The 19,148-nt window shown below is 37.6% G+C and carries 18 protein-coding genes; 10 read left to right on the forward strand and 8 right to left on the reverse strand.

From position 1 onward, the window contains the following. The first annotated feature begins 142 nt into the window (after window positions 1-142). Together FHT21_RS06585 and FHT21_RS06590 are read left to right on the forward strand one after the other, a co-directional pair. Window positions 143-778: a peroxiredoxin gene (locus FHT21_RS06585; protein ID WP_167293931.1), complete on the forward strand. Its 636-nt coding sequence runs from the start codon at window positions 143-145 to the stop codon at window positions 776-778. A 207-nt stretch (window positions 779-985) separates the two neighbouring features. Then, on the forward strand, window positions 986-1,183 hold the full coding sequence (locus FHT21_RS06590) for a cold-shock protein (RefSeq protein WP_029276380.1): 198 nt from the start codon (window positions 986-988) through the stop codon (window positions 1,181-1,183). A 143-nt stretch (window positions 1,184-1,326) separates the two neighbouring features. On the opposite strand, the gene FHT21_RS06595 is transcribed toward FHT21_RS06590, so the two are convergent. The 4 genes from FHT21_RS06595 to FHT21_RS06610 all read right to left on the reverse strand — a co-directional run bounded on the left by FHT21_RS06595 (window position 1,327) and on the right by FHT21_RS06610 (window position 5,022). Continuing rightward, window positions 1,327-2,514 (reverse strand): class I SAM-dependent methyltransferase, encoded by a 1,188-nt coding sequence (locus FHT21_RS06595; RefSeq protein ID WP_167293932.1) that lies wholly within the window; start codon window positions 2,512-2,514, stop codon window positions 1,327-1,329. 73 nt (window positions 2,515-2,587) lie between these two features. After that, window positions 2,588-3,850, reverse strand: a complete 1,263-nt coding sequence (locus FHT21_RS06600; protein ID WP_167293933.1) for an aspartate kinase — start codon at window positions 3,848-3,850, stop codon at window positions 2,588-2,590. Window position 3,851: 1 nt separating this feature from the next. Further along, complete coding sequence (locus FHT21_RS06605; protein WP_167293934.1) at window positions 3,852-4,319, reverse strand: GNAT family N-acetyltransferase; 468 nt, start codon at window positions 4,317-4,319, stop codon at window positions 3,852-3,854. Between the two features lies 1 nt (window position 4,320). Continuing rightward, window positions 4,321-5,022: a YggS family pyridoxal phosphate-dependent enzyme gene (locus tag FHT21_RS06610; RefSeq protein WP_167293935.1), complete on the reverse strand. Its 702-nt coding sequence runs from the start codon at window positions 5,020-5,022 to the stop codon at window positions 4,321-4,323. A 69-nt stretch (window positions 5,023-5,091) separates the two neighbouring features. Here FHT21_RS06610 and FHT21_RS06615 point away from each other — a divergent pair, with 69 nt between their 5' ends. The 6 genes from FHT21_RS06615 (at window position 5,092) to FHT21_RS06640 (ending at window position 11,389) form a co-directional block, all read left to right on the forward strand. Then, the gene (locus FHT21_RS06615) at window positions 5,092-5,649 is read left to right on the forward strand and encodes a DUF4296 domain-containing protein (protein ID WP_167293936.1); all 558 of its coding nucleotides are present in this window, start codon (window positions 5,092-5,094) and stop codon (window positions 5,647-5,649) included. Window position 5,650: 1 nt separating this feature from the next. Next, window positions 5,651-8,029 carry an endonuclease MutS2 gene (locus FHT21_RS06620; RefSeq protein ID WP_167293937.1) on the forward strand — a complete coding sequence of 793 codons (2,379 nt, stop codon included), beginning with the start codon at window positions 5,651-5,653 and terminating at the stop codon, window positions 8,027-8,029. A gap of 254 nt (window positions 8,030-8,283) precedes the next feature. Next, window positions 8,284-9,372, forward strand: a complete 1,089-nt coding sequence (locus FHT21_RS06625) for a PQQ-dependent sugar dehydrogenase (RefSeq protein ID WP_167293938.1) — start codon at window positions 8,284-8,286, stop codon at window positions 9,370-9,372. Between the two features lie 297 nt (window positions 9,373-9,669). Then, complete coding sequence (locus FHT21_RS06630) at window positions 9,670-10,371, forward strand: CoA transferase subunit A (protein ID WP_167293939.1); 702 nt, start codon at window positions 9,670-9,672, stop codon at window positions 10,369-10,371. After that, complete coding sequence (locus FHT21_RS06635; RefSeq protein WP_167293940.1) at window positions 10,371-10,727, forward strand: DUF4260 domain-containing protein; 357 nt, start codon at window positions 10,371-10,373, stop codon at window positions 10,725-10,727. The genes FHT21_RS06630 and FHT21_RS06635 overlap by 1 nt, the downstream gene beginning before the upstream one ends. After that, window positions 10,727-11,389, forward strand: a complete 663-nt coding sequence (locus FHT21_RS06640) for a CoA transferase subunit B (RefSeq protein ID WP_167293941.1) — start codon at window positions 10,727-10,729, stop codon at window positions 11,387-11,389. Before FHT21_RS06635 ends, FHT21_RS06640 begins: the two co-directional genes overlap by 1 nt. Before the next feature lie 77 nt (window positions 11,390-11,466). Here FHT21_RS06640 and FHT21_RS06645 read toward each other — a convergent pair whose 3' ends face one another. Further along, entirely contained in the window at window positions 11,467-12,117 is a 651-nt protein-coding gene (locus tag FHT21_RS06645) for a P-loop NTPase fold protein (RefSeq protein ID WP_167293942.1), read from the reverse strand. Then, window positions 12,114-13,628 (reverse strand): LysM peptidoglycan-binding domain-containing protein, encoded by a 1,515-nt coding sequence (locus FHT21_RS06650; RefSeq protein ID WP_167293943.1) that lies wholly within the window; start codon window positions 13,626-13,628, stop codon window positions 12,114-12,116. Before FHT21_RS06650 ends, FHT21_RS06645 begins: the two co-directional genes overlap by 4 nt. A 285-nt stretch (window positions 13,629-13,913) precedes the next feature. Here FHT21_RS06650 and FHT21_RS06655 point away from each other — a divergent pair, with 285 nt between their 5' ends. Beyond that, on the forward strand, window positions 13,914-14,393 hold the full coding sequence (locus tag FHT21_RS06655; protein WP_167293944.1) for a DNA starvation/stationary phase protection protein: 480 nt from the start codon (window positions 13,914-13,916) through the stop codon (window positions 14,391-14,393). Between the two features lie 105 nt (window positions 14,394-14,498). Beyond that, window positions 14,499-16,334, forward strand: a complete 1,836-nt coding sequence (locus tag FHT21_RS06660) for a UbiD family decarboxylase (RefSeq protein WP_167293945.1) — start codon at window positions 14,499-14,501, stop codon at window positions 16,332-16,334. 101 nt (window positions 16,335-16,435) lie between these two features. On the opposite strand, the gene FHT21_RS06665 is transcribed toward FHT21_RS06660, so the two are convergent. Both FHT21_RS06665 and FHT21_RS06670 read right to left on the reverse strand, forming a co-directional pair. Further along, complete coding sequence (locus tag FHT21_RS06665) at window positions 16,436-17,965, reverse strand: hypothetical protein (RefSeq protein WP_167293946.1); 1,530 nt, start codon at window positions 17,963-17,965, stop codon at window positions 16,436-16,438. Window positions 17,966-17,985: 20 nt separating this feature from the next. Further along, entirely contained in the window at window positions 17,986-18,975 is a 990-nt protein-coding gene (locus FHT21_RS06670) for a hypothetical protein (RefSeq protein ID WP_167293947.1), read from the reverse strand. Window positions 18,976-19,148: the final 173 nt, after the last annotated feature.

Consider the following 19,148-nt stretch of genomic DNA (forward strand, 5'->3'; position numbering starts at 1 on the left):
TAATATTCTTAAACCCTGAAGATTGTTTCTTTAGGGTTTTTTATTGGAATTGTAATTTTGGGGTCTTAAATTAATATTAAATCTATGTATTTACTATACTATTGTTTAGATTTGTTTTAGTCAAATTTAAATTAATAATATTATGAGTATAAGATTAGGCGATACCGCACCGAATTTCAAGGCCAACACATCCATTGGCGAAATAGATTTTTACGATTATTTAGGCGATAGCTGGGGCGTGTTGTTTTCTCACCCTGCTGATTATACACCTGTTTGTACAACAGAATTGGGTAGAACCGCAGCTTTAAAAGGGGAGTTTGAAAAAAGAAATGTTAAAGTTCTTGCACTAAGTGTTGATTCTGCCGAGTCGCATAAAGGATGGATTAGCGATATAAATGAAACTCAAAATACTTCTGTAGAATTTCCAATCATAGCAGATCCAGACAAAACAGTGGCAAATCTTTATGATATGATCCACCCAAATGCTTCAGAAACTTTAACAGTTCGCTCATTGTTCGTCATCAGTCCTGATAAGAAAGTGAAATTAATCATTACGTATCCGGCATCAACCGGAAGAAACTTTAATGAAGTGCTACGCGTGATCGATTCTTTACAACTTACTGCAAATTATAGTGTAGCTACGCCAGCCGACTGGAAAGATGGAGAAGATGTAATTGTAGTAAATAGCATTAAAACCGAAGATATTCCGGCTAAATTTCCGAAAGGACACCGTGTAATTAAGCCATATCTCCGTACAACTCCTCAGCCAAATAAATAATTCGATTTTTTTTATGGCAACGCAACATTCTTGTTGAATGGACAGAAATGACTTGCTTTATATCCATAAATTATTATATTTGGTAGTTTTGTTTCAAAATTAACGCTTAAACTGGTTGTTTTATTCATAATAATAGTCAATTGGTTAAATGAAATGATGATCAAGGCGTAAAAGGTTTATTTATTTTATACAATTTTTTATTTTTTTATGGCAACCGGAAAAGTTAAATGGTTTAATACTCAAAAAGGCTTTGGATTTATTGTGCAAGAAGACAATAAAGACTTATTTGTACATTTTAAAGATGTTTTAGGTGGAATCGAAAGCTTGAAAGAAAACGATACAGTAGAATTTGAAGTAGCTGAAGGCCGAAAAGGTTTACAAGCAGTAAACGTTAAGAAAGTTTAAGCAATAATATATTTGATTATTTTTTCGTCCCTACAAAAGCCTTTCAAATAGAGAGGCTTTTTGTATTAATTATTCGTTACCCTGAATTTATTCTCGGGTCTGTTACATGAGATCATGAAATCTGGATGAGGGACTGGTTACAGTTAATAATACTGTATAATGGAGGCCTTTAAAATTACATTTTCTCCATTTGCAATCTTTGTAAAAATTAAAAACTGATCCTGATCTGCTTTTATTTTATATTTCTTAACTAAGTCTTCAGGCTTTGCAGGATAATTCCGAACAATTACATTTCCTTTTAAATTTGACGCCTTTTTCAGCTCACCTGTGCTCAGTATGGCCTCAATTTTAAATATACGGCCAGGGAAATCTGCTTTTATAAGATTAGTATTAAATAGCTGCGTTTGAGGATGTAATTTAAAGAGACTGTAAGTTGTCCCAATTAAATTAAAGGCTCCTGATTTTAATAAAGCCGCATCTGGTTCGTACAAGTAATCACCTTGACTTAAATTATCTGTAAATAGCACTGAAGCATTTGAAGATGATCTGTGAAAGGAAAAATCTTTTTCAATCTCGTTATTTAAAGTTACAGCCCTAATTTTAGTGTCATCTTGGTAACCTTTATCTATTATCCATAAAAGTTCTTTGCATTCGTTTTTTATACTTACAATATGGATCTCGCTAACCTGTTTCAATTCTGATAATCCCGCTGAAATATCGAGTAAAGGAGCGGTTTTGACGATTATTCTTGACGATTTTTCTAATAAGGTATCCAGATTACTTACAATGTCGGGGGTACAATCTTTCAGCATAAAAACTTTACCCTTTTCGGCTCTTCGTGCTGGATCTACATAAATGGTATCGAAAGAGGCATCACTATTTTGGATATAAGCAATGCCATCTTCGGCTTTAAATTCGATATTGGTTGTATGTAAAACCCTGGCATTGTGTTGGGCTATTGCCGATAGTTCGGAATTGATTTCGCAATGTGTAACTGCTTTTACCTTTCGCGAAAAGTAATAACTGTCAATTCCGAAGCCTCCGGTGATGTCAATCAATGTATCACCTTTAGCCAGTTTGGATTTATATTCCGCAGTAATTTCAGAAGAAGTTTGTTCAATAGATAATACTGGGGGGTAATAAATATCTTCAGTATTAAACCAGGTGGGCAATTTCTTTTCCGATTTCTTTTTGGAAATAATTTGCGTGGCTAGCTCGGCAGGAGTAATGCCTTCGAACGGACTTTTTGCTAAAGCAACCTGGTTTACATCGGCATTTAAGTTGGCGCTGATGTAATCTTGTACTGCTTTGGCTAAAAGATTATTGTTCATTGTTTTAGGCGTATCAAGTATTAGGTAGCAGGGATCGAGATAAACACTAATCTTCCGACCCCAGAACTTCTGACTATTTATTCTTCATCACCATCTGGCAAGTGTGGCGGCTCTTTACTTCTAATAAAATATCTTTATCAACTGTTACACGATCAATAGTTTGTTGGTTGTAATAACGGATGGTAACTAGTTCAAGGCCCTTATTATACTTTACGGTAAATTCTTTCGACAGATCTTTGATCAGTTTTTCAATCTGAACAGGATGATCATCAACGCTTACGGAAAAGCTGATGGCAGAGTTGAGCATGGTATTGATTTTGATCTTGTGTGTATGGAAAAGCTCAAAAATATTACTCAGATTTTCTTCGATAATAAAGGAATAGTCTTTAGGAAAAATAGAAATCAATGCCTGGTTTACCTTAAAAATAAAAGATGGGATAGGCAATGGGTTATTTTCTTTGGTAATTGCTGTTCCTGAGCCTTCTGGCTGTATAAATGACCTTACAAAAAGTGGAATACCTTTATTTTGAAGCGGTTTTATTGTTTTTGGATGTATCACCGTAGCACCATAATAAGTAAGTTCTATCGCATCATGATAAGAAAGCTGCGCAATCTTCTCTGTTTCATCAAACCATTTCGGATCTGCATTTAGTACCCCTGGAACATCTTTCCAGATCGTTAATGCAGCAGCATCTAGGCAGGACGCAAATATGGCTGCCGAATAATCAGAACCTTCCCGACCCAAAGTTGTGGTGTAGTTTTCGCTTGTACCGCCAATAAATCCTTGTGTTACAATAATGTTGTCGGCTAAAAGCGGTAATAAGTCTTTTTGTATAATCTGATTGGTTTTAGGCCAATCAACTTTTCCTTCTTTATAAGTATTATCGGTCTGGATGTAGTTACGTGCATCGACCCAAAGGGTTTTATTCCCTGTTTCATTTAACCAGGCTGCTACAATTTTAGTAGAAACTACCTCACCTATAGATACAATCTGATCATAAATATAATCAGGATTGTTATCGGGTTCATCTTCAATCAACCAATCAATTTCGACAAAGGTATTGGCCACATCATCATAAACCGGGTGGTGTTTTCCCTGAAATAGTTCGTCTATAATGCTGAAATGGAAATGTTTAATTTCTTCAAAAATTTCATGGGCCTCATCATTTTGCGAGAGGAAAGCATGAGTTAGGTCTTCCAATCTGTTGGTGATTTTGCCCATGGCAGAAATTACGATCAGTAGATTCCCTTTTTTGTAATCGCGTACAATATTGGCCAGATTTTTTACACCTGCCGCATCTTTTACCGAGGCACCTCCAAACTTAAAAATATCCATATTAAAATGCCTTGATCTGTTCTTTAGAGAAAGCCGCATTTAGCCAGCCACTTTCCAAATGTGCTTTATATTTATTGTAGAAGTTGATAGCTGGTTCGTTCCAGTCTAATACTTGCCAAACCATGCCACTATAGTTGCCGTTTTTGGCCTCTTCTATTACTTTTTCGAATAATACTTTACCCAGGCCTTTCCCTCTAAATTCTTCTGTTACGATAAAATCTTCGAGATATAACCTGCATCCTTTCCATGTAGAGTAGCGTGTATAGTATAATGCAAAACCGACAATAGTATTATTTACTTCGGCTACGTAAGCTTTCCATACTGGCATTTTGCCAAAACCAGCATCGATAAAGTGCGCTAAAGTAACCGTTACTTCTTCGGGAGCACGCTCATAAACGGCCAACTCATTAATTAATTCCAATATTCTTGGACAATCTTCTGCAGTAGCAAATCTGATGTTAAAATCCATATTAGTTGGCCGTAATGTTGTTTTTGAAATGTTTGATTACCCTTTTTCCGAAAATACTGCTACCAATGCGTACCATTGTACTGCCTTCTTCAATTGCGATTTTATAGTCGGCACTCATTCCGGCCGATATTTCTTTAAAAGCATCATCTTTGCGAAAAAAACTCATTTTAATTCCATCAAAAAATACTTTTAGTTCGTTAAACTCTATCCTAATCTGCTTTTCATTCTTGGTATTAGTAGCGATGCCCATTAAACCTACAATACGGATGTTTTTCAATTCGGCTAACTCTTCATCCCGCAACAATTCAACCACTTCGTCAAAACCAAGCCCAAATTTGGTATCTTCATCAGCAATATAAACCTGTAATAAACAGTCAATTACTCGGTTATTTTTTGCTGCCTGTTTGTTGATTTCCTGTAGTAATTTCAGGCTATCTACCCCATGAATAAGTTTAACAAAAGGGGCTATATATTTTACCTTATTGCTTTGTAAATGGCCAATAAGATGCCATTCGATATCGTTTGGTAATTGTGCCTGTTTATCTACCATTTCCTGCACATGGTTTTCTCCAAAAATGCGCTGTCCGGCATTGTAGGCTTCTAAAATTGATTCTACTGGTTGTGTTTTTGAAACTGCAATTAGTTTAACCCCGTCTGATTCAACTTCGCTTTTATATTGTTTAAGATTATCAGCTATGCTCATTTATAACTATTTTTGGTAAAATTAATAACCTTGCCGCAATTTGGGCAAAAAATAATATTTAAATTAAGCATGAAGAGATTAATATGGGTTTTAATGACAGCTATATTATGGTTTGGCTGCAAGCCTGGCATACCTGATGGCATTATTAAACCTGATAAAATGGAGAAGATTTTATACGATATGCACATTGTAGATGGGTACCTTTCTAGCATTTACGAAATAGACTCGGCAAAGAAAGTAGCGGCAGCTTACTATATGGGGATTTATAAAAAATTCGGTACAGATTCTGCTGAATATAACAGGAGCTTAATTTGGTATAACACCAACCCTGTACCCTTAGAAGCGATGTATAAAAACATACAAAAAATGTTAGCCAAGCAAAAAAAAGGAACGGAGTTAGCCGATTTAATGATTAAGAAAAAGGAATTTAAAGCCGATTCACTGGTGATAGCAAAGAAATTCAAGGCCGATTCTCTTGCGATCAGAAAAAAAATGAAACCAGATTCTTTATCAAAGGCTAAAGCTGTGGCGGCAATTGCCAAAAAGAAAAAACAGGCCGATTCACTTATAAATATAAAAAAAGCTGGTGTAGTGAGTGCAGTGCCCACACCAACCGTAGTACAATAATATGTTATATCCAGAAAATTGTTTAGAACGTTTAGGTTTTGTCGAGATCAGGCAACTGATTAGCAAACATTGTTTGAGTCCTATGGGCCAAACGATGGTGGGAAAGATGCAGGTGATGAACCGTTTTGATCAGATTGATAAGTTTTTACGACAAACAAACGAATTTAAGAGCATCCTGCAAAATCAGGAACCTTTACAGATTAATACCTTTTTTGATATTAAATCGCTGGTTGAGAAAATCAGGGTTGAAGGCACTTATCTGTTAGAGGACGAGTGGTTTCAGGTATATACTTCATTGCATACTGTTTTCTCTGTACTCCGCTTTTTTGAAGAGCGTGCAGAAGTATACCCTACGTTAGAAGCTTTATTTGAGCACCTGCCGATTGAAAAAAATATCCTTCGTAAGATAGAAACGGTAATTGACGCCAAAGGAAAGATTAAACCCAATGCATCGAAAGAATTGCAGGAGATTACCGCTGCGATTTCGAAAACGGAGCAAGACGTGCGCAAGCGTATGGACTCGATCTACAAGCAAGCTATTGCTAATAATTGGGTTGCAGACGGTAGTTTAACCATTCGTGATGGCAGGATGTGTATCCCGGTTTTGGCCGAGAATAAACGTAAGCTAAAAGGCTTTGTACACGACGAATCGGCTACGGGGCAAACCGTTTATATTGAGCCGGAGGAAGTTTTTACTTTAAATAATAAGCTACGCGATTTAGAATTTGATAAACGCCGTGAAATTATTAAGATTTTAATTGCTTTAACAGATGACTTGCGGCCATATTCGCCATTATTGCTTTCTTACCATGGTTTCTTGACCAAACTTGATTTTGTACGTGCGAAAGCATTGTTTGCAATGGATATCGAAGCTGAAATGCCAGGTTTGTTAAAAGAGCCTAAAACCAAGCTGATTAATGCAAGGCACCCTTTATTATCGATCTCATTTGCAGCAGAAAAGAAGACTGTTACCCCTTTAAATATTCATATAGACGCCGAAACTCGTGTAGTGCTGGTATCAGGACCAAATGCGGGCGGTAAATCGGTTTGTATGAAAACAGTTGGCCTTTTGCAGATTATGTTACAAACCGGACTGTTAATTCCGGTTGACGCTAATAGTGAAGTGGGGATTTTTGAAAACATTTTTGCCGATATCGGTGATGATCAATCGATTGAAAGTGATTTAAGTACTTACAGTGCACACTTGAAGAAGATGCGCTATTTTGTAGAGCATGCCTCACCGAAAACGATGGTGCTGATTGATGAATTTGGTACCGGTACCGATCCACAGTTTGGCGGGCCAATGGCCGAAGCTGTTTTGGAGGTATTGAACAATAAAAAGGTAAGGGGGGTAATTACTACCCACTATTCTAATTTAAAGCTTTTTGCGGGTAATACGCCTGGTTTGGAAAATGCATCAATGCTTTTTGATAATGCTAAAATGAAACCGCTTTATGTTTTAGAAATGGGTAAACCTGGCAGTTCTTATGCATTCGAAATTGCACAGAACATTGGTTTACCAAAAGAAGTAATTGCACTGGCTAAAGAAAAAACAGGTTCTAACCAGAATAGGGTAGATACCATGCTTGTTGATCTGGAGCGCGAAAAGAAAAACGTTTACGATGCCAAAGTAAGCCTGGCCAATCAGCAGAACAAGGCTAAAAACCTGGTTGCCGAAAATGAAAAGTTAAAAAGCTTTTTAGAAGAGAATAGAAAGATATTGATTAAAGAGGCGAAACAAGAGGCACAGAATATTATTAAAAATGCCAATAAACTGGTAGAAAATACCATTGCCGAGATTAAGGAAAAACAAGCTGATAAGGAAGCAACTAAAGAACTTCGCCAGAATTTGCAAAAAGAACTGGTTAAAAATACTGTTCCTAAAGAGCGCCCTAAACCAGTGCAGGTAGTTGTTGGCGGTGAGATTGAAATTGGTGATTTAGTGAAATTTACCGATAGTGAAACCATTGGTCAGGTTTTAGAAATTAACCGCAATGAACTGGTTTTGGCTATTGGCGATTTACGATCAACGGTTAAAAAGAACCGTGTACAAAAGGTGAGTAATCGGGAAGCCAAAAAAGTAATTCAAAGTAGTGCCAATTCTTTTGCAGGGCGGATGAATGATGCCGTATCTGGTTTTAGGGCAGAACTTGATCTCCGTGGGAAACGCACGGAAGATGCCCTCTTCGAAGTAGAGAAATATTTAGATAAAGCCATTATGCTTGGTTTTCCATCCATTAAACTGATTCATGGTAAGGGTGATGGAATTTTGAGAAAAATGATCAGGGAATATCTACGCAAATATAGTCAAGTAAATAGGATGGAAGATGAACATGCTGATAGGGGTGGAGATGGGATTACTTACGTGTATTTGAATTGATTGTGGTGTCAGATGTTACCATCTGACACTATAAATAATATTTTGCGATAAAATCGCAAGGCTATTTATGCACTCGTTAAAAACGAGTGCTGGCATAAGTATGGTTATGGCGTCGGATGTTACTATCCGACACTAAATCATTTTTTTGAAAATCTGTGAGATGGTAGCATCAGGCAGTACATCAACATGGAATAGCACGCTAAAAAAACAAAACTTTATAACCGTAACGTTGTTATTTTTAAAACGTTATGGTTATGAGAGCAATACTACTCTGCTTATTTGTAATGTTATTCGTTACAGCTTGTAAAAAGAATGGTGATGATAATGACGATCCAGGTACTTTACCTGATGTAGAATTAAAATCAAAAGTAGTTGTATCCGGATTGAGCTTCCCCTGGGAAATGGTTTATGGACCTGATAATTTCATTTGGTTTACCGAAAAAGCAGGTAAAATTAGTCGTTTAAATCCTGCCAACGGGCAAGTAACACCTTTACTTACCATAAGCGAAGTACGTACCAATGGAGAAGGCGGCTTGCTGGGAATGACGCTACATCCTGATTTTACCAGTAATCCTTACGTTTATGTGGTTTATGGCTATGGTAGTACCTATAAAGCTAAAGTTGTACGTTATACTTACAATGGAGGAAATTTGACGAATCCACAAGTTTTATTGGATCAGATTCCTGCGGCTTCAATCCATAACGGATCGCGTTTGCTGATCAATGGCGGTAAACTATTTATCAGTACTGGCGATGCTGCTGATACTGGTAATCCTCAAAATGTTAATTCTTTAGCCGGGAAAATTTTAAGAATAAATTTAGATGGCTCTATCCCAGCTGATAACCCTTATCCAAATAATCTGGTTTGGTCTTTAGGTCATCGAAATGCGCAAGGATTGACCCAAGTAGGCAATAAAATTTTCTCTTCAGAACATGGCCCGGATTCTGATGATGAGATTAATATTATTGAGAAAGGAAGAAACTACGGATGGCCAAATGTTAAAGGTTTTTGTAATGAAAGCGGAGAGCAATCGTTTTGTAGTTCGAACAATGTGGTAGAGCCATTAATTAATTGGACACCAACCATTGCGCCCAGTGGTTTAGCTTATTACAATTCAGATTATATTCCTCAATTTAAAAATTCGTTGCTGCTGGCTGTATTAAAAGGAACTAAATTGATGCAGCTTAAATTAGACGATGCACAAACAAAAATTACAGGAACAAAAGATTTTTATGTCAATACATATGGTAGGATCAGAGCCGTTTGCCAATCGCCAGAAGGAAAAATTTATATCTGTACCAGTAATGGAAGCGACGATAAAATTGTGGAAATAGCGAAGTAGGCTTATTTCTTTTTATTGCCCGGACACTTTTTACAGCGTTTACCTTTCTTAAATTTCTCGCAACACTTTTTGTGCTCAGCTGTACAGCTGAAAATAAAACCCATGCCTTTTTGAAATTCAGGATCGGTGGGTAATATGAATAGACTTTCTTCTCTCTCGTAAATCATTGCAGCACAAAAGTAATAGTTATTTAGATTAATTCCAATTAATTAGTATTCCGCAAAGATTTAAAAAATTATAATGCTACATTTCTGAAGGCAATTTGTAATTTAGCGAACTAACCAAAAAATTCATAAGATGATAAATAAAGTGGTATCTGGAGCTGAAGAGGCTATCAAAGATATATCAGATGGTGCTACGCTCATGCTCGGTGGTTTCGGGCTTTGTGGCATTCCAGAGAATTGTATTAATGCTTTGGTAAGTAAGCAGGTAAAAAATTTAACCTGTATCTCTAACAATGCAGGTGTTGATGATTTTGGTATTGGTTTAATGCTGAAACAACGCCAGGTAAAAAAAATGATTTCTTCGTATGTTGGTGAAAATGCTGAATTTGAAAGGCAATTGTTGAGTGGCGAACTTGAGGTAGATCTTATCCCACAGGGTACCTTGGCCACTCGCTGTTTGGCCGCTGGATACGGTATGCCTGCAATTTTTACGCCTGCAGGTGTGGGTACCGAAGTGGCAGAAGGCAAAGAGGTACGCAATTTTGATGGCAAGGATTATTTAATGGAATATGCTTTTGATGCCGATTTCGCTATTGTTAAAGCTTGGAAAGGTGATACAGCGGGCAATTTAATCTTCAGGTCTACCAGCCGGAATTTTAATCCAGTGATGGCTATGGCAGGTAAAATAACCATTGCCGAGGTAGAAGAGTTGGTGGAAGCTGGTGAATTGGATCCGGATTATATTCATACGCCTGGTATTTATGTCCACCGGATTTTTCAGGGCAAAGACTACGAGAAAAGAATTGAACAGCGTACTGTAAGAACAAAATCGTAATGAAGAAAATTATTGCAATTGAAGAAATAGGTATGTTTTTGCTAGCAATATTTGCCTTTTCTAAACTATCGTTTCATTGGTGGGTATTTCCGGCACTTTTGCTTGTGCCGGATTTAAGTATGTTAGGATACGTTGCAGGCCCGAAAGTAGGTGCATGGTTTTATAACGTGTTTCATCATAAGACGATAGCGATAGTAATTTTCTTGATCGGATTTTATGATCAGTTACCCATATTACAGTTATCTGGCATCATCTTGTTTGCCCATTCTTGTATGGATAGGGCACTTGGCTATGGTTTAAAATATAGCGATGCATTTAATCACACACATTTAGGCTTAATCGGAAAAAATAAATAATGGCATTTTCAAAAGAAGAAATCGCACAGCGTATTGCTAAAGAAATAAAAGATGGATACTATGTTAATCTTGGCATTGGTATACCAACATTGGTTGCTAACTATATTCCAAAGGGAATTAATGTAGTGTTACAGTCAGAAAACGGTTTATTGGGTATGGGGCCATTTCCTTTTGAAGGAGAGGAGGATGCCGATTTAATTAATGCAGGGAAACAAACTATTACCACTTTGCCAGGATCATCTATTTTTGATTCGGCCATGAGTTTTGGGATGATCCGTGCACAAAAAGTAGATTTAACCATTCTGGGAGCCATGGAGGTGTCAGAAAATGGCGATATTGCCAACTGGAAAATTCCAGGTAAAATGGTAAAAGGAATGGGAGGAGCGATGGATTTAGTGGCATCGGCCAAAAATATTATTGTGGCGATGCAGCACATTAATAAAGCTGGAGAAAGCAAGTTATTACCGAAATGTACCTTGCCTTTAACCGGCGTAAAATGCATTAAAAAAATTGTAACTGAGCTGGCTGTTTTAGATATCCTGCCAGAAGGCGGTTTTAAGCTTTTAGAACGTGCGCCCGGTGTAAGTGTGGAGTTTATACAGCAATCTACAGTTGGGAGATTAATTGTAGAAGGAGAGATTCCGGAAATGAGATTAGATTAAGGCTTCGACTACGCTCAACCTGACAAAACGTATTATCAAAAAGAAGTCAAGCTTTAAAAGCTTGACTTCTTTGAAATTTATTCGGTGTCTACCAAAATACTATTCCTTAAATCATTCGAAATATCTTCTGTGATGGCAATGATTTCTTCAGGCTCGTTGGTGTTATTCATTACCACCTTATTACATTGTTCGCGATAAGGCAATAAATATTCTTTATAGGCAGGAACCACATGGTTGTGCCATTTGTACAATACATCTTCTTCCGGGTAACCACGCTCTAAACCATCACGTTTTATACGGCGATCTAAAGCTACCAGTTCATCTGCATCAACAAAAATGGTATGATCCAACAGTGCGGCAATTTCTTTGAAGTGGAGGATAAAAAGACCTTCTACAATAATGATCGGTGCCGATTTAATCTCCAGAATTTTAACTACAGCTAATGGGTTATTGAAGTTATATTCTTTTTTGTAAACTACCTCACCACTGATTAATTGCTTAATGTCTCTCAAAAACTGCTCACTATCAATAGTAGAAGGGAGGTCGAAATTGTATAATTTGTTCTCTTCCTGTGTCATCTCACCCGCAGGGATATAATAATCATCTTGAGATACGAGCGTTACTTCATCCTGTTTAAAATGATGAAGAAAGCAGTTTAAGAAAAATGTTTTACCCGATCCGCTACCACCGGCAATACCAATTATAAATGGTTTTTTGTTTAAACTCATTGAGCACTATATGTTAAATTGCAGAAAAAACGTTTGTCTAAAGCGCCTAATGAATCGGCTACAGCTTTAGTCATTACAATTATAACATCTTTTGTGGATTCGTTCTCTGTAAATTTACCAACAACTTTGGCAAAGGTAGTGCGGTTAGTCATTGGGTTGGTAATCTTAATTACCCTGCCAACAGGAGCTGTACGGTGTAAAACCAACATTTTTGTTCCATCAAGATCTTGGTCTGCAATCCAAACGGCGGTCCCTTTTTCTTCGATCTGACTTAAACCGTATACGCTGGGATCGCGGCGAAGTTTAGGATCTTTAACCATAGTACTGTCTGGTTCATTTTCTTGTTCTTCTTTTGACAGATCATTTACCGACTTAGGTTGCGGTGGTTTAGGGATAATCAGTTTCTGATCAACCTTAATGGCATTATCTTCCAGCTTGTTTGCCGTTCTGATCTGATAAGCGGTTAAATTATATTTTTTAGCAATGGTAAAAATGTTTTCTCCGGTAGCTACAGTATGGATAAAACTCTCTTCTTTTGCTGCTGGTGTTTCTTTAACTTTTGTTTCTGCCTGCTTTTCTTTCGGGACCTGAACATCTGTAATAATGCCACCAGGAACTTTTAAAACCTGACCAATGGTAATGGCATTATCAGGTAAGTCATTTAGTTTTCTAATCTGGTAAGCGGTAATTCCGTATTGCTTAGCAATGGTAAAGATCGTCTCGTTTCTTAAAACCGTATGTGTGCCGGCGGCATCTGTAGATTTGTTTTCCTGAACAGGTTTTTCTTCGGCAGCTGCTACTTTATTCTCATCTATATTTTTGGTTGCCGGAATTTTAAGTTTCTGCCCAATGCGCAGATTGCTTCCCGAAAGGTTATTGGCTTTTTTTACCTCTTCAACAGTAGTACCGTACTTCTCTGCAATTTTCCCTAAAAACTCTTTAGGCTGCACGGTATGTTCAATCATGGTCTGATCTGATGGTTGGCTGTTCTCAGCTACCCGCTCGGCATTGTTTTTTGCTGGCGGTATTACTGGTGCTGCTGTATTGCTTTGTTCTGCGTTTTTTGCTGGGATTTTTAAAACCTGACCAATGCTTAAATTATTTCCGCTTAGGTTATTTAAAGTTTTAATCTCGTTTATAGTTGTGCCATATTTTTCGGCCAACATGTTTAAATTTTCTTTTGGCTTTACAATGTGTTCTATCACATTTGATGTTGATGCACTTTGTGTAATATTTGATGAACCATTAGCCGTAAAAGGGATATTTGTAGGTACCTTGATAATTACCCCGATCTGAAGGTACTTGTTGTCATTAAAGGCCATGATATCTTTTGGCGAAACATTATATCTTCTTCCTATGGAATAATAAGTGTCTTTAGCCACGGTTTGGTGCACGATTAGTTTTTTGCCTTTATTATTTTCTACACCGATAGAGTCTCTCGCTGTATTGGCTTTGGCATTTGCAATGTTTAAAGCAAATAACACTACAGCAGATAAATATATTTTATGCATTTATTTTTATGTAAATTTCTAAGTCAAAGAGAGCAATTATACGAATAATATTGTTAACCATCTTATGTTCTGTTGCCCGTTTTTAAGTAAAAATTAGATGACTTTAACAATGTAATATCGATATGCTATTCATTAACAAATGTTTATAAAATTGTTATTTAGTACAATATTGAATATTAAACGATCTAATAAATAACGTATTGTTCAAAAGACAAAATAGGACAAAACTTTTCTAAATTTGGGTTGTTACATAGATATTAAAATACATTCCTAAAAAGTAAAAAAATGGACGCTAAAGAAATAAGCTTAAACGAAAAAGAGGTTAAACCAGTTGTAGATCTGTTAAATGATTATTTGGCAAATTATCATATTCATTATCAAAAATTAAGAGGTTGCCACTGGAATATTAAAGGACAGAACTTTTTTACTTTACATGTTAAGTTTGAAGAATTATATACCAATGCACAACTAACTATCGATGAGATAGCCGAGCGCGTATTAACCTTGGGTAAAGCACCGCATAGCCGTTTTGCTGATTATATTAAAGAATCTAAGATTAAAGAAATTGATACGATTGGACTGAAAGACCTTGATATGGTAGATGCCGTTCTGGATGATATGGCCGCATTGATCGAATTGGAAAGAGAACTTTTAGAAGCTACAGATGCGGCCGGAGACGATGGTTCTAACGATATGGTTAACCGTTTTATGCAGTTTAAAGAGAAAAATACCTGGATGTTGCGTTCTTTCGCAGGGAAAAAGTAATACCAATCTCTTAAGTTAAAAGCCTCGTATAAGTAGCTTTATTGTAAAATCTGCTTATATGAGGCTTTTTTGTTTCGTAGAAAATCTAATTATTTATCTTTGGGCATGGCATACAAAAGTTTAGCAGAATGCGTATCCGATCTCGAAAAGCACGGTCATTTAATCAGGATAAAAGAAGAAGTAGATCCCTATTTAGAAATGGCAGCCATCCATTTAAGGGTTTACGAAAATAAAGGGCCAGCTATTTTATTTGAAAAAATTAAAGGAAGCCCTTTTCCTGCAGTTTCGAATTTGTTTGGAACCTTAGAAAGATCGAAGTTTATTTTTAGAGATACCTTACCAAAAGTACAACAGCTGGTATCGTTAAGAAATGATCCCATAAAAGCATTAAAAAATCCATTTAAATATGCAGGTTCGGCAATGTCTGCTTTATCGGCCTTGCCACTTAAAACATCTTCGGCAAAAAATAAGTTCTTAAAAACAAGTATCAGTCAGTTACCACAGATTGTAAACTGGCCTATGGATGGAGGACCTTTTGTTACCATGCCCCAGGTGTATACGGAAGATGTAGACAAGCCGGGCGTACTAAATGCCAATTTGGGTATGTACCGGATCCAGCTGGCCGGTAACGATTATATTCAGGATCAGGAGATTGGCTTGCACTATCAGATTCATAGGGGGATTGGGGTACACCAATCTAAAGCCAACGCACTAGGTAAACCCTTAAAAGTGAGTATCTTCGTTGGCGGACCTCCATCGCATCCTTTAGCTGCAGTAATGCCGTTACCTGAAGGTTTATCTGAAATGACTTTTGCTGGTGCTCTTGGCGACAGGCGTTTTCGTTATTTTTACGATGATGAAGGTTTTTGTATTTCTGCAGATGCCGATTTTATTATCACCGGAACGGTTTATCCAAATGAAAATAAACCAGAAGGGCCTTTTGGCGATCACCTGGGATATTACAGTTTAACGCATCCTTTTCCTTTAATGAGGGTACACCATGTATATCATAAAAAAGATGCCATTTGGTCGTTTACGGTTGTTGGCCGCCCACCGCAGGAGGATACCAGTTTTGGTACTTTAATCCATGAGATTACAGGTTCTGCCATTCCGCAAGAAATACATGGTTTAAAAGAAGTGCACGCGGTTGATGCAGCTGGCGTTCACCCTTTGCTTTTCGCCATTGGTAGCGAACGTTATACACCTTATTTAAAAGTGCGCAGGCCTCAGGAAATTTTAACCATAGCCAATCACATACTGGGAAAAAACCAATTGAGTTTAGCCAAATATCTATTTATCGCTGCCAAAGAGGATGACCAGAATTTAAGCACGCACCATATTGAAGCATTTCTTAAGCATGTTTTAGAACGGATCGATTTAGCCAGGGATGTTCATTTTTATACCAATACTACAATCGATACGCTTGATTATAGTGGCGATGGATTAAACAGCGGATCGAAGGTTGTAATTGCTGCGGCAGGGGATAAGCAGCGCGAACTATGGGATAAGCTTCCTGAAGGGCTGAAACTGAGCGACGGATTTTACCAACCCAAAATAGCCATTCCAGGGGTTTTAGTTTTAGAAAGTGACAAATATTTAAACCCGGAGAAAACCGCCGCCGAAATTGCTTTGTTGAATATGGCTTTGATGGATCAGGATTTATCTGGTTTGCCATTGATTATATTGGCCGATGATGCGGAATTTACGGCTGCCAATATTGATAATCTGGTTTGGGTGGCCTTTACCAGAAGCAACCCGGCGGCTGATATATATGGTATCAACGATTTTACCATTAATAAACATTGGGGATGTAAAGGTTCGTTGATTATTGATGCAAGGAAAAAGCCCCACCACGCACCTGAATTGATCAAAGACCCTGACATTGAAAAAAAACTGGATGCTTTGGCTCAAGAGGGTGGAAGCCTGCATGGAATAATTTAGTATCGAATAATTCCGATTTACTCCTGTTAATTTTGTGATGAACAAAAAAGGCTTCAGTTGATTCGCTGAAGCCTTTTTTTAGATAAGTTTTATATTAGTACTTAAAATCTTACACCAAAAGTTAAGAATACATTATTTCTATTGCTTTTAACATCTGCAACAGGTTCACTGTAATCATCTAACAAATACGGACTTGAACTGAAGTTTGTTTTGTAGTTCTGATACGCTAAATCGAAGTAATAGTTGTCGATGCGATAGCCAAGTCCGCCAGTATAATACTGGCCTTGGTAAAATTTATTATCGCCACCTTTAACACCGTTTCCATTTACGCCATAACCAGCACGTAAGCTAAATTCGTTTGTTACTTTTACTTCAGCACCTACTCTATAATTAATCGCTTCCTTATAAGATGCTTTAATAAAAGCATTATTATCACTAATGGTTTTACGGTCAGAGCCGTTAGAATCAGAAAAGCGCATAGAGGCATAATCTACATAATCTACATCAGCTGATATTAATGCAGTACCTGCAATTACATAACTGATACCTGCAGAAGCTTTTAAAGGCGTACGCAGATTATAAGTGAATGAATAATATTGGGTAGGATTATTTGATTTGGTAGGAGGGGTATTGGCATTTCCTGCAGTAGTAGCCTGCAAGGTTTCGCTGGTATTATCTTCAATATTCATCCAGGTTGGCGTCTGGAAATTTAAACCGATCCTTAACTCGCTCACCGGTCTGAAAATAGCACCCAATTTTAAATTAAAACCGCCGCCTTTGGTTTCCTGGTTTCTAAAATGGGTAAGGCTATAATTTTCGTTTCCATTGTATGTAGGTAAGGCATCCCCATCATTATATGAGTTAACAATACCTGATTCCGTGAAAGTAGCATCGCTTGTATATTTCACGTTTACAAAACTGGCTGTTGCGCCAATGTAAACTTTGTTACCAAAGTTCAATGCACCCGCAACGTTAAACTCTGATGTAGAACCTAGACGTGCTTCATCCCAGTTTTGATTAAAATTAGCATTGTTATAAGGTTCTGCAGAAAACTGATTTGGAAAAGTAGGAGTGTTTTTATTGATCAAATAACTTTTATAAGCATCACCTGCAATGCTGTTATCAACTCCATAATTGTTAGCCTGATCCACGTAAGAATCTCTGATAGAGCTGTTTGTGTTGATGCCGCCATAGTTAATATTATTTAAAAAATCGTTGTTACGGGTATAGCTCAATCCAAAAACGGTACTTACTAGTCCTTTATTTACATCAGCACCTTTTACTCTTGCCGCTGGGCTGTAAAATACAACACCAATGTTATTCAGGTTAATCTGGTTTTTACTTGCTTTTGTATTATTGCCTAAATAAGCACTGTTATTAGAAACTGAATTAAACTCTGGTGTAAGAATAAATTCTGATTTAGTAAACAAGCCTAATCCGGCAGGGTTCGCGTTAATTGAGCCGACATCACCACCAACGCCAACCTGTGCACCACCCATTCCTTTAAATCGGGCAGAGCTACCATAATTGGTTTGTGAGAACCGGAATGCATCTGGTGCATAACTTTGGGCATACGACGTTCCTATAGCGGCTACTGTAGCTACTAGTGAAGCTAAAATATATTTTTTCATGTTGTGTGTTTAGATTTAAATTAACCTCTTCCTGCTCTAGATGGTCTTGAGCCACCACCACCACCACCGGCTGAACCACCACCACTATTTCCGCCGCCATTTGATGGTGGAGGTGAATAACTTGGCCTGCTCTCGGTTCTTGCAGGAGGATTGTAGCTCTCGTTTCTGGTAGGTCTGCTGCTTTGTGTACCTTGTTGAGGTGAATAGTTGTCATTTCTGGTTGGTCTGCCAGCTTGGGTACCCTGAGGTTGATATCCGCCATTACCCTGGCTTCTGGTTGGTCTTCCTGCATTAATATTTGGAACATACCCTACACCATTTGGATTTGTAACACCAGATCTGCTCGGCCTGCCCGCGTTTCCGGCATTGCCGTTTCCGTATCGTGGTGTGCCTCTATCGTCACTTCCAGGTCTTGGTCTGCTATAACCTCTATTGGTATACACACCGCCACCATAGTATCCGCCGCCGATACCCCAGCCACCGCCCCAACCGTAACGGTCATAATAAGAATAAGGCCCCCATGAATTCCAACCGTAAGGATTATTCCATCCGTAACCAAAGTTGCCATAATAGAATGGATTGTTCCAGATACTGCCATAACCAAAGCTTCCGCCCCAGCCACCTAAACCGTATCCACTGTTCCAGCCTAGGCCAAAACCCAAATAGTTAGAAGGACCATAACTGCTTCCGTAGTAATAATTGTCAAAATAAGGGTCATAGTAGCCTTGAAAGCTATAGCCATTATAAAAACGGTTTATTCTAGACGAGTAATCCATGTCGTAATAAGGATTACTGGTTCCATAATATTCGTCATATTCTTCTTGTCCTTGCGCCTGGTTTTGTGCTTGTTGGCGTTGTGAAGGAAGTACCACTTCGATCTCTCTAGCTTTTGCTACAGAGTTATAAACATCATCAGCTGGCTTAGTTTGAGCCAATTTTGATGTAGAGCATGAAGCCACCAATCCTGCGGCGGCAATCATAACAATGGGTAAAAATTTAATTGGTTTCATTGTGTTTATATTTAGTTGTGTGTGTTCACGAATGTAATAAACAAGTTTCAAAAGTAGTTAATTTCTAACTATTTACTTAGTCTAAAAATGTTAAATCACAATTGATGTCAATTGTTGATCGTTTGTAGGCATAAATTTATAAATTTGCCGTCGGATTTTACACTTTTTAACAT

Source organism: Pedobacter sp. SG908 (genome assembly GCF_011759615.1).
Lineage (GTDB): Bacteria > Bacteroidota > Bacteroidia > Sphingobacteriales > Sphingobacteriaceae > Pedobacter > Pedobacter riviphilus.